Here is a 12,276-nt window from a genome sequence, read left to right as displayed (position 1 = left end):
ATTGCCATGACTTATGTGCGTAGCCGGTTTCAGCACCCATCCGCTAGCCCCAATAGCTTGGGTTACACCTTGCGCGATTACGAAGGTTCTTTGTCGACACTGTGTGCCGGTTGCGGACATGATTCTGTTTCAGCGGCGATTGTGCGCGCGTGCTACGAGTTGTCTATTGAGCCGCACCGCGTAGCAAAATTGTCAGGCATTGGTTGCTCATCGAAAACACCTACTTATTTTCTCGGTCAGTCGCACGGTTTTAACTCGGTGCACGGTCGCATGCCGTCGATTGCTACAGGCGCGAATTTGGCGAACCGCGATTTGCTGTACATCGGCGTGTCTGGCGATGGTGATACCGCATCAATTGGTATGGGGCAGTTTGCGCATGTTACGCGCCGCGCGTTGAACATGGTGTATATCGTCGAAAACAACGGCTGTTACGGTCTGACAAAAGGTCAGGATTCCGCCACAGCGGATGTCGGTTCCATGAATAAAAAAGGCAGCGCTAACCAATATCAACCGATGGATTTGGTGAGTTTGGCGCTGAAATTGGGTGCAACTTTTGTGGCGCGCAGTTTCTCCGGCGACAAAGAGCAATTGGTGCCCCTGCTGAAGGCGGCAATGTCGCACAATGGCTTTGCGTTTATTGATGTTATTTCGCCTTGCGTGACTTTCAATAACCACAAAGGTTCTACCAAAAGTTACGAGTATGTGCGTGAGCATTTGGAAGCCACGGGCGCCGTGGATTTTGTGCCTATGCACGAAGAAATTGTGACCAGCTATTTGGAAGGCACCACACAGGAAGTGACCCTGCATGATGGCTCGGTGGTTCGTTTGCAGAAAACCGGCAGCGACCACGACCCACGCGACCGCAACGCAGCTTTGGCGGCACAGATGAAAGCACTGCACGAGGGTGAAATTCTCACTGGCTTGCTGTACATCGACCCTGAAGCAGAAGAAACCCACGACTTCCTGCACACCAGCACTAGACCACTCAACACCATGGTGGAGAAAGATCTGTGTCCAGGTGGGGCGATGCTGGACCTTATTAACGCTAGCTTTCGTTAAGCGAAAGCCTTGACGGCATAAGGGTTTTCTCTCAAACTTACTCGCGAGTAAGTTTCTTTCGTGTGAGTAAGTTGCATGTTTAATCGTGTCTGGACGCGAAGCCGCCTCTATCGAGTGCTGTTCGGCTTTGAAGAATGGTTCAAAAAGCGAGTATTTGGCTGCCACAGTTGCGGGCAGTGTGTGCTGCGCTCTACTTCGTTGGTCTGCCCGCAAACTTGCCCGAAGCAAATGCGCAACGGCCCTTGTGGCGGTTCGATGTTTGGCAAATGCGAAGTTTTTCCCGATCGCGATTGCGTGTGGACAAAAATTCACGAGCGTGCGGATATGAACGCGATGCAAGTGTTCGATATGAGCGAAAAAATTGTGCGCATTCAGCCAGCCGTGGATTGGTCCTTGGTTGGCACTTCGGCTGTCGGCAGTATTTTGGAAGGGAAAACGGATAGTGATGGCGGCATTTTGTCGCCGCATCCTGTGCCAGACGCACAGCTTGTTTCTCTTGTCGCCAACAGCAAGGCGTAACTCATGACCTCACTCAACGAAACCAGCAATCTGTATAAAAAAATCAAAAACGGTGAGTTTGTGGTGACCGCAGAATTGTCGCCACCCAAAGTGCCGGATTTGTCGCGGTTGGATAAACACCTCGCGCATTATCGTCGTGGTGTGGATGCAATCAATGTGCTCGATATGCCGTCTGCTACTCTGCGCATGTCATCCATCGGCACGGCGATTTATGTGAAGCAACAAGGTTTGGAACCGGTGATGCAAATGACTTGCCGCGACCGTTCCAAATTAGGAATGCAAGCGGATTTAATTTCTGCTTACGCACATGGTATTCGCAATATTTTGTGCTTGACCGGTGATTATGTAACTTTCGGTGATCATCCGATGTCAAAGCCGGTGTATGACATGGATTCCACTAACGCGATCATGATGGTCAATCAATTGCGTAAAGTAGGCAAATCTTACGGCGGCGGTGCGATTGCCGACAGCGCAAAAGAAGATCCGTTCAAAATGCAGTGGTGTATCGGCGGCGCGGCGAATCCTGCGGGTAATAAACCGGAGCATCTCGCGCGCGTTATGGCAAAAAAAGCGGCTGCCGGTGTGGATTTTTTGCAGACACAGCCGGTGTACGATTTAGAGGCTTTTGATAAATGGTGGAAGGCGCTAGAGCGCGAAGGTGTGACAAAAAAAGTTGCTATTCTTCCTGGTATTTTGCCGCCGCGATCACACAAAGGTCTCGCGTTTATGATGCAGCATGTGCCGGGGATCTGGGTGCCGCCGCATGTTGAAAAACGCATCCGTGAGGCAGAAGATCAAAAACAAGAGGCGCTAGATTTTTCATTGGAAACCATGCGCACATTGAAAGAGCGCTATCCCATTGCAGGGTTTCATATTTACCCCTTGGCATGGACAGAAAATGTGCCGTACCTTTTGGGAGAATTGGGCCTGTTGCCGCCAGAAGGCATTGCCGCTTAACAATCAGTCAACTGTACATCACAGTGAGAGTGAGATGAGAACAGCGCGCATTGATGCTATTCAGTATTTACGCGGTATTGCGGCGCTGGCGGTTGTCATTGCTCACATCGCTAGCATGCAACACAGTGTGGCGCCAGAGTTGCCAGCCGTGTTGCCTGAGTTCAACGGTTTCTGGGGTGTGGATATATTTTTTATTATCAGTAGTTTCATCATTGTATACATCACCCGCAGCGCGGCGGCTGGCGGAAAAGAAGCAGTCATTTTCATGTTGAAGCGCATGGTGCGCATCGTTCCAGCGTATTGGTTTTTTACCGTATTGGTGTACTTCGCGGATACGCAGCATTGGTTTAGTGATCAGCAGAATTCAACCAATTTGGCCATGCTGCTAAAAAGTCTGTTATTCATCAAGCCAGGCTTTCCTCTTTTATTTGTTGGCTGGACGCTGACTTTAGAGATGTTTTTCTATGTGATATTTATGGTGGCATTGTGGCGCTGGGATGCGGCTGTGCGTGTGTGGCCTATTGTGGTGGTTTTTGTGTTTTTGGCGTTAGTCCCGGTGTGGTTTGATGTTGAAAATCGGTATGTAAAATTTTACACGCAGGCAATATTGCTAGAGTTTGTAGCAGGTATGTTGATCGCATATTTTTTTGTAGATAAAGAAAGACTGTCTCAAAGTGCGGCTGTTGCGATATTTCTGGTTGGCTGTGGGCTTTTGTTGGGGGTTACATATTATCTAGATGATGAGGTGCTAATACCGCAGAGAGCTTTTTGGTGGGGAGTCCCCGCGTTATTAATTGTTCTCGGGGCGGTTAATATAAAAAACATTGGCAATAATCAATTGCTGCATGCCGCTGGTACGATTTCCTACTCCTTGTATCTATGTCATATGCCCTGTGCTTATGCGGGCGTTGTTTTGGCAAAGTATTTTTTTGCAGGATCGCCGAATTTCTTGGGGTGGTATGTGGTGATCACGCTGATTCTGACATTGTTGGTATCTATCGCTTCTTGGCGATTGCTTGAGTATTGGCCTCAGCTTGCTCTGCGGCGGGCTATAGGGGAGGCGGCGTGAATATGGCAAGTCATTCAGCGGAGGCGCAATGCGTCAATCGCTTAGAAAATTATCGCTACAAACTGGATCGTAACAGCGTGCTCAATTTCATGGGTTACAGCGATCCAGAAAAAGCACGCAAGCCGGTGTTGAAAATTACTGACGAACAAATAGCGCGCGCACACGAATTTGCGGAGCCGTGGGCGGCAGCAATTGAGGTTCCGTTGTGTGGTATCGAAAACGATAAAATTCATCTCAAGTACGGTGTAGAGCAATTGGTGTTGCACAGTGAACAGCTGCCAAAAATTTTGCGTCACGCCGAGTCAGTAGTAATTCTGTTGGCCAGTGCGGGCAATGCCGCCACACTGGAATCCAAACGCTTGATGGATGAAGGTAAGCTGGGGCAGGCGCTGGCCATGGATGCGGTCGGTTCGGCGATGGTGGTGGAAGCCAGGAAAGCCCTCACCGATCAGGTGTCCGCTGAGGCGCAGCAACGCGGTTATGGCACGACGCTGCGTGTTGGTCCTGGCTATACCGGTTGGCATTTCGGCGATCAGGCTATTCTGTTTCGCTTTTTTGAAGGGGTGGAGGGACTGCCCATCACCATGAGCGACGGCATTATGATGCGCCCACAGAAATCTTTGCTCGGTATGGTGGGCTTAAATCCAGGAGCAAAAAATGCGCCTGAAATTGAACCCTGCCGCCTGTGTGATCTCAAGAATTGTTCCATGCGCAAAGCGCCGTTTCGCGGTGCAGATGCCTAAGTTGTATGGATAAGCGGATTGCGCATGTCGCAGCAGTCTGTCTTTGCCTAAAATCAACCCTCGACCTACGGAGAAGTTGTCGATGAACCGACCTAACACTGCCACGTTGTTACTACGCTGCCCCGATCGCAAAGGCTTGAATGCCGCTATTGCTAATTTGTTGCTGCGCAACAACATCAATATTTTGGATGCCAATCAGCACACGGACGAAGAGCACAATATTTTTTTTCACCGTGTGTATTTTGATGTGTCTGGGCTCTCCGTCAGTCGTGATGATTTTAGAGCGCAGCTTGCCGCAGAATGCGCGAAGCATGATATGGATTGGCAGTTGTTTTTTGCGGACAACAAGAAGCGCGTGGCTATTTTTGTATCGAAATACGAGCACTGTATTTACGACTTGTTGTTGCGCCATAAAGTGGGTGAGTTGAATTGTGATATCCCGCTCATTGTTTCCAATCATGAAGACCTGCGTTACTTTGCGGATGTTTTCAAGATTCCTTACTTTGTCTTTCCTATCACCAAAGAAAATAAACGCGAGCAGGAAGACAAAGAAATTGCTCTGTTAAAAGAATACGATATTGATTTGGTGGTGATGGCGCGCTACATGCAGGTGCTGTCTGATGAAATGATTGCGCAATTTCCTAATCGTATTATCAATATTCACCACTCGACATTACCGGCTTTCAAAGGTGCGAAACCCTATCATCAAGCTTTTGAGCGCGGTGTGAAGTTGGTGGGTGCTACGGCGCACTACGCCACCGCCGATTTAGATGAAGGCCCAATCATTGCGCAAGGCGTGGAAGGTAGCTCGCATGAAGATACAATCGACGATTTGGTGCGCAAAGGACGCGATATTGAGCGCGTGACTTTGGCGCAAGCGGTGCGTGCGCATTTGGATGATCGCATCATTGTGTACGGTCGCCGTACGATTGTTTTTTAATGAGCTAAACAAATTTTAATAACCAACGAGAGGTGTTTATGAGTACAAGACTGGATGGAAAAGTAGCGATTGTGACGGGTGCGGCCAGCGGTATTGGTCGCGGCACGGCGGAGTTGTTGTTGCAGCACGGCGCGAAAGTGGTTGTCGCCGATATGAATGAAGAAGGCGGCAAGGCGGTGGTGGCTGAGTTGGGCGCTAACACGCGTTTTTTTAAATGCGATGTCACCAGTGAAGACAGTGTGAAAGCGATGATCGACTTTGCCGTGGCAGAGTTTAGTCAGCTGGATATTTTGCACAACAATGCCGGTGCATTCGGCGCGCGCGGCACAGTGGAAGAAATCTCTACCAAAGATTTTGATTTTACTTTTGCGTTGCTAGTGCGCTCTGTTTTCTTGGGCTGCAAATACGCTGCGATACAAATGCGCAAGCAAGGTCACGGTGGTTCTATCATCAATACAGCGAGTATTTCGGCAACCACGCCAGGTTATGGTCCACATATTTATCAATCAGCAAAAGCGGCGGTGTTGCAGCTGTCAAAAACTTTTGCTTTGGAATTGGCGGAGCAAAATATTCGCGTCAATTGCGTGTCACCCGGTGGTGTTTATACGCCGCTGGTAGGCAATGCCATTGGCTTGGATGCGGAAACCACCAAAAAAGTGGGTGAAGGCATGGGGGCAACACTGCCGATGAACCGTCCAGGTTACCCTTTAGATATTGCGCGCGGCGTGTTGTTTTTTGCTTCGGCAGATTCTGAGTTTGTGATCGGTCAAAACATGATCATCGACGGTGGAGAATCGTTGGGCAAGAAATTCAAAGATCAAGGCATACACTGATCGAATGGCGAGAAATAAAAAAGCAGGCCTCGCGCCTGCTTTTTTGTATACATTGTTTACAGGTTAATAGTCATAACCTTCTTCCCAGTTGTTTTCCTCGGCGACTGAACTAAAAAAATCATCTTCCTCTTTTTCTTCTTCCTCGTCATCGCTCCAAAAGCTGTCTTCTTCGTCTTCCAGTAATCCATCATCAACGGCATTGCCTTCCATGTCTTCAATTTGGAAGCCGTCTGCATTTTCATAGGATTCTTCGGTGTTTTTTTTGCGTTTGGCCATGATGTCACTCCGAGATGGCTTAGGCTGCCCAATTCAACAAGCGTATTGTGGCAGAATAGCCCTTTAATCGTGAAGATCCCGTGTTGCTGTGGAGGCAAAAAATGGCTGAAGTAAAAGTGACTTATTGGCGTGAAATTCCCTGCTCCGTGCAGGTAAAAGAGGGTCGTGGTAATCGGGCGGGTGCAGAGTTGCCTAAAATTTACATGGTGACGGTGGACTCTGTTGCCACTAAGACCGGGGCGGTGAGTGCAGAGGATTATGCAGCCGGTTTTCGTATCGATAAATTTGAGCGCGAAGGCGAACCTAAAGTGTTGGCGCAACAGATAGTGGATGAGTTGGTGGCGCAATACCCGCGTGAATGGTTGTGGGAACAGCGCGATAAAGCCGGTATTGATGCAGCAGGGCAGTCGTCGGTGGAAGCTGAGGCTGGAGAATAGCCATGCACAGCATGACGGCATTTGCGCGCAAAGAGCGTGTAGAGAGTTGGGGGACGCTGGTGTGGGAGATCCGCTCCGTCAATCACCGCTATTTAGAGCCGGGGTTTCGGTTGCCGGATTCCTTTCGTTTTTTAGAGGCAGATTTGCGCGATGGTTTGCGCAAACAATTGCAGCGCGGCAAAGTGGATTGCAGCTTGCAGTTTCAAGCAACGGTCAACCGCGATGCTATTTCAGTGGATGCCGAATTAGTGCAACGCTATGTGCAAGCGGCCGACAGCATTCAAGCGCAGCTGAAGAATCCCGCGCCGATGAGCGCAGTGGATTTTTTATTTCGCCCTGGTGTGTTGTGTGAGAACAGTGTGGAGCGCGAAGTGTTGTCCGAGGTGGCGCTGTCGCTTTTTGCAGAAGCAGTAAAAGAATTGCAAGACGTGCGAGCACGCGAAGGCGCTGCCTTGGTGTTGGTGATTCGCGATCGCTTGCAAAAATTACGCGAACAGGCAGCGGTTGTGCGTATGGCGTTGCCAGAAATTTTGGCAGCACAAAAACAAAAACTACGCGATCGTTTATCTGAACTGACAGGTGAGATTAACCAAGATCGCGTTGAACAAGAGTTGGTGCACTTGGCGCAACGCTGTGATGTGGATGAGGAGCTGGATAGATTGGATACGCATATCAAAGAAGTGGAGCGTATCGTGAGTGGGAAGGAAACAGCTGGCCGCAAATTGGATTTCATGATGCAGGAACTGAATCGTGAAGCGAATACACTGTCATCTAAGTCGATCAGCACAACCACGACGCAAGCGGCGGTTGAAATGAAAGTATTAATCGAACAAATGCGCGAACAGATACAAAACATTGAGTAGCGGATGCGTAATCGTACGGTCGATGTGGCAAAAGGAATTGCTGGTGTTTTTGTGGTGCTCGGCCACACGCTGGCCTTTCGGTATCAAGAAGGCGCTCTGCTGCTCCTGACACATCTCACCACGCCGCTTTATCTTTTTCTTTCTGGTGTTTTTATAAAAGTAGATAGGCCGTGGCGGCAGGCGGTTATGCGTCTGCTGGATGCGCTGTTGAAGCCCTATTTTGTTGTGTTGTTGGCGTGGGGGGCGTGGCATGCTTTCTACGGAAACTTTGATTGGTCTTATTATTTGGCTGGGTTGCTGTACGGTACTGGGTCGACGATTGTGTTAGTGCCATTATGGTTTTTGCCGCATATATTCTTGTGTTGTATCGTTGCTAGAATTTTATTGAAAGATGTTCGCTGTGCGGAAAAGCCAAAAATTTGTGTGTTGCTAGTAATTGCTTTCCTGATGGTGGGTTTGTATACCATCGATTGGGTCTGGCGACAGCCATTGCCTGTGGGTGATGTGTGGCGATATTGGTTTGCAGCTACAACGCACTGGCCTGGGTTGCCGTTTAGTGCGGATGTGTTGCCGATTACGGTGGCGTGTTTGCTGGCTGGTTATGTGTTGTCTGAATGCGTGCAGCATTGCAGATTTTATTTGGTGCCTTGGGCTGTCGCCGTGTTGGTGGTGATAGCAATAATTTATGGCGGTGCTTTTTTTGATATCAATCGTCGTATGGTTAAGCAGCCCGTTGGCGTTGCTGTGTTGATGGCGGCGGGATTGTATGTTGCCATCGTGGGTGCGGCGGGTTTGGCGCGCTGGAAGCTCACAGCAGATTTGTTTTCTTACCTTGGACGGTATTTTTTGTTGGTGCTGTTGTTGCATTTGTTAGTGCTGCGCTGGATATATCGCGTGCTAGAGGCATGGTTGCCCAATAGTGGTGACTGGCAGACAGTGTGTATGTTTGTGATAGGAATGGTCTTTTCACTGGCGTTGGTTGAGGTGGTGCGGCGCAGTCGTATATTGTCGCTGTTGTTGCTGCCTTTGCCGCGCTAAGAAATCTTCATCATGATCCTGCTGTCAGTCATCATTCCTACATACAACGAGCGTGAAAATATTGCGCTGTTGTTGCAGCAGTTAACGCAGACCTTGTCGTTCTTGGCGGGGCGTTATGAAATTCTTGTGGTGGATGATCAGTCTCCAGACGGCACAGTAGAAGTGGTGCAAGACTGCGTGTATCCGGCGGTGCGTGTGTTGCAGCGCAGCGGAGTGCGCGATTTGTCGTGTGCATTGGCCGATGGTTTTGATGCGGCACGCGGTGAGTTTGTGTTGGCTATGGATGCAGATTTGCAGCACGATCCTAGCGCGGTGCCTGCATTGTTGCAGACGGCACAATGCAGTGCGTTGGATGTGGTGGTGGCATCGCGCTATGTAGCGGGCGGTACTGTGCAAGGTTGGAGCAAGTTGCGACTGGTTTTATCGCGGAATGCCACCCGTTATGTGCGACATTATTTGCAATCGAAAACAAGCGATCCTTTGAGTGGATTTTTTCTATTGCGGCGTGCGGTGTGGCAAGAGGTGCGTGTGCGGCTGCAGCCAGCTGGATTTAAGTTATTGCTTGATATTTTGTCTGCCAAGTCTACTTTGCAGTGTGAGGATGTTGGTTACTGTTTTGTGGCGCGTCAGCGCGGCCGCAGCAAATTTGGCATAAAACCTGTTCTTGCATTTTTACACGCACTGTGGCGATTAAGAAGGAATGCAGGATGAGACACTGGCTAGCTGAATATTGGGGAGTTTTTGCAGCGGCTGTGTTTTTATTGTTAGTGCTGCTGCCCTTTCTTGATTACTACGGCTTGTGGTTTGATGAGATCTTTAGCGTGGTGATGTCACGCAGCTTTGACAGCATTGTGCAAATGGTACGCACACAAGAAAACAATATGCTGCTGCACTATCTGTTTTTGTGGTTGTGGCAGCCGTTTGGCGATGGCAGTGAGTTTTATCTGCGCAGCTCGTCGGTGTTATTGGTGTTGCTGTCACTGATTCCTTTGCATGCAGCGGCAAAGCGGCTGACAAACAGTTCTGTTGCCAATGTCGCAGTGCTGTTTTATGTCACACACATGTTGGTGTTGGAACACGCCCGAACTTGTCGAGGCTATTCCTTGGCGTTGCTGATGTCGTGTTTGGTGCTGTGGTGTTGGGCTGTGGCATGGCAGAGTCGGCGGCAGCGCGATTGGTTGGTTGTAGGCGCGGTAGCAGGACTCGGAGTCTGGGCGCACTATTTCTCCCTATTCGTTCCGGCTGTGTTGGTATTCGCGATGTTGTGGCGAGACAGGTTAAATCAGCCATGGCGCTCTTTGAGTTACGCCTTCTTGATGTTTGTGTTTTTTCTTTGCCAATTATTTTGACGCGCCCATCGGACGGCGCAGCTCAAATTAGCTGGGCAAATATTCCATCTTGGCAGACGATTTACAGCACGCTGTGGATGTTGTCAGGATCTAGTGGCTTGAAACAAGAATTAGCTATGCGAGCCATGTTGATTTCTTGCGCGGTAGCTTGTGTGTTGCAGTGGAAAAAAGAATATTTACGGTGGCGCAGTGTGTTTGTCGGCATGGCGGCGGGTTTGGTGCTGGCGGTATTGGCGGTGCTGGCGGAAAGTTTTATCGGACAGCCTCTTTTTGTGTATCGTTTTTTTACGCCGTTAGTGCCAATTTATTGTTTGGTATTGGCTGTGGCCCTGTGTGCTGTATGGTGGTGGTTGCGTATGGTGTTATTGGCTGTGGTGTTGCTGGCGTCTACCTATGAAGCGTGGCGTGTATACGCAGACACTATGCCGATGCGGTTTTGGTGGAAACCTGTTGCGCAGCAATTGGTATGGCAGATGAATACGGATGATTTGATTTTGGTTTATCCCAGTTTTTTGCGTTTGCCAGTAGATTATTACTTAGACAAGATAGATCCATCTAGACAGCTACCGCGCCCGCAAGAATACGCTGCTGGGCCGTATCGTGCGGGTGGTGGCGTGGAGCCCGCGCCCGATTGGTCGCGCCTGCAGATGCTGACGCGCAAAGCGCCGCGTGTGTGGTTGATTCTAGATGAACAAAACAAAGCTTCCGATATTCGTTTGCAGCGCACACAAATACCGGCGATACGAAATTTGTTGTTGCAGCAAGGCGGAGTGCTTGCTTACGACTGGCATTACGGTGATAGAACTTTGCAGCGCTACGATATTAAGCCCGCATCACCGCCCGCTGAGGTGCAGCGGTAAATCATCGCAGGGTTTGGCAAACGGAAAATGCTGCAATTTTGCAGGGAAGTAATTTTTGTGTTGAAAGTTAAAACGGCAGCTGTGTATCAATTCCGCAAAGGTGGTTTTGAATAACAGTTCGGCAAAGTGCATGCCTATACATTTGTGTGCGCCGCCGCCAAACGGCGACCACATAAACGGGTGTTTTTTGTGTTCCGCAATTTGCTCGGAAAAGCGCTCTGGCCAGAATGTTTGCGCGCGCGTCCACCACTCGCTCATTTGTTGGATGTAATGCACAGGCGCAGACACCATGGTGTGCGCAGGAATGCGAACGCCATCGATAGTGCATTCGCGCACGGTGCGGCGAAAAATATTGCTCACCGGCGGATGCAGGCGCAGGGTTTCGCTAAATACCTGATCGAGTAAAGGAGTGCGCTCCATCATGTCGTCGTAGGTCAATGGATAAGGCATTTGCTGTTGTATGCGGTCCTGCAAATGCAGGTCGTTGGCGAGATAGTAGCCGGCCATGGTGATGGCGCTGGTGGTGGTGTCGTGTGCGGCCAACATCAGAAAAATCATGTGTTCGGCAATTTCTGTCTCGGAAAAATATTCGCCGTCTTCATTTTTTTCGCGGCAAAAGTGGCTGAAGATATCGTTGTCATTGCCAGCGCGTTTTTTCTGCACCAGTTTTTTGAAATACGCGGCGAGATAGCGTCTGCCGTTCATGCCGCGTCGATACAACAAGCCGGGCCAATCTTTACGGATCATGCCCATAGAACCTTCCATCAAATCAACAAAAGCTTTGTTGATGTTGTCTTCGTCGCTGTCTTCGGCGTCTACTTTGCAAAACACTTCAAAAGCGATACTGAGCAATAATTTTTTGGTTTCGATGTAGAAGTCAATGTTTTCTTATTGCTGCCAGCGTGCAACAGCCTGCTGCACAATGCGCGTGATGGTTGCGCTGTACTCGCGCATGTTTTCTGATTTGAAAGCGGTTTGCATGATGCGGCGGTGGATGCGGTGCTCTTCAAAGTCGCGCATCAAGAGGCCGCCGGCAAAAAATCGCCCATGAATAAATCCCAGCCTTTTTTGACGGAAAAGTTGCGTTCCGTGTCGAGCAAAATGGTTTGCAGGTATTGCGGGCCGAGCAGTAGCACGACTTTTTGTCCAGTGATCGACACGCGGCTTACAGCGCCGAATTTCAGGTAGTGCTGGTGAAAGGTGTTGATGGGATCGGCAAACATGGCGATAGTTTTGCCGACAAACGGCAGCCCATATTCACCTTGGATGTGATCGAGTTGCTGGTTGGTGGGCGCTTGCGTGTAATCCGTTGCGATAGGTGGTGTGGGCATGG

General features: G+C 49.6%; 16 protein-coding genes. 13 read left to right on the top strand and 3 right to left on the bottom strand.

The features are described 5' to 3' along the window. Positions 1-6: 6 nt before the first annotated feature. From IPK30_03595 to IPK30_03565, 7 genes are all read left to right on the top strand, one after another. Entirely contained in the window at positions 7-1,059 is a 1,053-nt protein-coding gene (locus IPK30_03595; GenBank protein ID MBK8102380.1) for a 2-oxoacid:ferredoxin oxidoreductase subunit beta, read from the top strand. 75 nt (positions 1,060-1,134) lie between these two features. After that, the gene (locus IPK30_03590; protein MBK8102379.1) at positions 1,135-1,578 is read left to right on the top strand and encodes a methylenetetrahydrofolate reductase C-terminal domain-containing protein; all 444 of its coding nucleotides are present in this window, start codon (positions 1,135-1,137) and stop codon (positions 1,576-1,578) included. 3 nt (positions 1,579-1,581) lie between these two features. Then, complete coding sequence (locus tag IPK30_03585) at positions 1,582-2,535, top strand: methylenetetrahydrofolate reductase (GenBank protein ID MBK8102378.1); 954 nt, start codon at positions 1,582-1,584, stop codon at positions 2,533-2,535. Between the two features lie 34 nt (positions 2,536-2,569). Then, entirely contained in the window at positions 2,570-3,604 is a 1,035-nt protein-coding gene (locus IPK30_03580; GenBank protein MBK8102377.1) for an acyltransferase, read from the top strand. Between the two features lie 2 nt (positions 3,605-3,606). Then, positions 3,607-4,347 (top strand): hypothetical protein, encoded by a 741-nt coding sequence (locus IPK30_03575; protein ID MBK8102376.1) that lies wholly within the window; start codon positions 3,607-3,609, stop codon positions 4,345-4,347. A gap of 82 nt (positions 4,348-4,429) precedes the next feature. Beyond that, a complete protein-coding gene (purU, locus tag IPK30_03570; GenBank protein MBK8102375.1) occupies positions 4,430-5,287 on the top strand; it encodes a formyltetrahydrofolate deformylase in 858 nt (285 codons plus the stop codon). Between the two features lie 38 nt (positions 5,288-5,325). Continuing rightward, positions 5,326-6,120, top strand: a complete 795-nt coding sequence (locus IPK30_03565) for a glucose 1-dehydrogenase (GenBank protein ID MBK8102374.1) — start codon at positions 5,326-5,328, stop codon at positions 6,118-6,120. Between the two features lie 63 nt (positions 6,121-6,183). Here IPK30_03565 and IPK30_03560 read toward each other — a convergent pair whose 3' ends face one another. Beyond that, on the bottom strand, positions 6,184-6,396 hold the full coding sequence (locus tag IPK30_03560; GenBank protein ID MBK8102373.1) for a hypothetical protein: 213 nt from the start codon (positions 6,394-6,396) through the stop codon (positions 6,184-6,186). 101 nt (positions 6,397-6,497) lie between these two features. On the opposite strand from IPK30_03560, the gene IPK30_03555 reads away from it, so the two are divergent. The 6 genes from IPK30_03555 to IPK30_03530 are packed head-to-tail and all read left to right on the top strand — an operon-like array spanning position 6,498 to position 10,943. Further along, the gene (locus IPK30_03555; GenBank protein ID MBK8102372.1) at positions 6,498-6,833 is read left to right on the top strand and encodes a virulence factor; all 336 of its coding nucleotides are present in this window, start codon (positions 6,498-6,500) and stop codon (positions 6,831-6,833) included. Positions 6,834-6,835: 2 nt separating this feature from the next. Further along, entirely contained in the window at positions 6,836-7,696 is an 861-nt protein-coding gene (locus IPK30_03550; GenBank protein MBK8102371.1) for a YicC family protein, read from the top strand. A gap of 3 nt (positions 7,697-7,699) precedes the next feature. Further along, positions 7,700-8,734, top strand: coding sequence for an acyltransferase family protein (locus tag IPK30_03545; GenBank protein ID MBK8102370.1), 1,035 nt, complete (start codon positions 7,700-7,702; stop codon positions 8,732-8,734). 12 nt (positions 8,735-8,746) lie between these two features. After that, positions 8,747-9,445 (top strand): polyprenol monophosphomannose synthase, encoded by a 699-nt coding sequence (locus IPK30_03540; protein ID MBK8102369.1) that lies wholly within the window; start codon positions 8,747-8,749, stop codon positions 9,443-9,445. Then, the gene (locus tag IPK30_03535; protein ID MBK8102368.1) at positions 9,442-10,083 is read left to right on the top strand and encodes a glycosyltransferase family 39 protein; all 642 of its coding nucleotides are present in this window, start codon (positions 9,442-9,444) and stop codon (positions 10,081-10,083) included. The genes IPK30_03540 and IPK30_03535 overlap by 4 nt, the downstream gene beginning before the upstream one ends. Beyond that, the gene (locus tag IPK30_03530) at positions 10,023-10,943 is read left to right on the top strand and encodes a hypothetical protein (GenBank protein ID MBK8102367.1); all 921 of its coding nucleotides are present in this window, start codon (positions 10,023-10,025) and stop codon (positions 10,941-10,943) included. The genes IPK30_03535 and IPK30_03530 overlap by 61 nt, the downstream gene beginning before the upstream one ends. Here the strand turns inward: IPK30_03530 and IPK30_03525 are convergent. Beyond that, a complete protein-coding gene (locus IPK30_03525) occupies positions 10,917-11,795 on the bottom strand; it encodes a cytochrome P450 (protein MBK8102366.1) in 879 nt (292 codons plus the stop codon). The genes IPK30_03530 and IPK30_03525 overlap by 27 nt on opposite strands. Before the next feature lie 167 nt (positions 11,796-11,962). Further along, complete coding sequence (locus IPK30_03520; GenBank protein MBK8102365.1) at positions 11,963-12,274, bottom strand: hypothetical protein; 312 nt, start codon at positions 12,272-12,274, stop codon at positions 11,963-11,965. Between the last annotated feature and the right edge of the window lie 2 nt (positions 12,275-12,276).

The sequence above is a fragment of the Cellvibrionales bacterium genome (genome assembly GCA_016713115.1).
Lineage (GTDB): Bacteria > Pseudomonadota > Gammaproteobacteria > Pseudomonadales > UBA7239 > UBA7239.
This window is presented reverse-complemented; position numbering and strand designations above follow the sequence as displayed.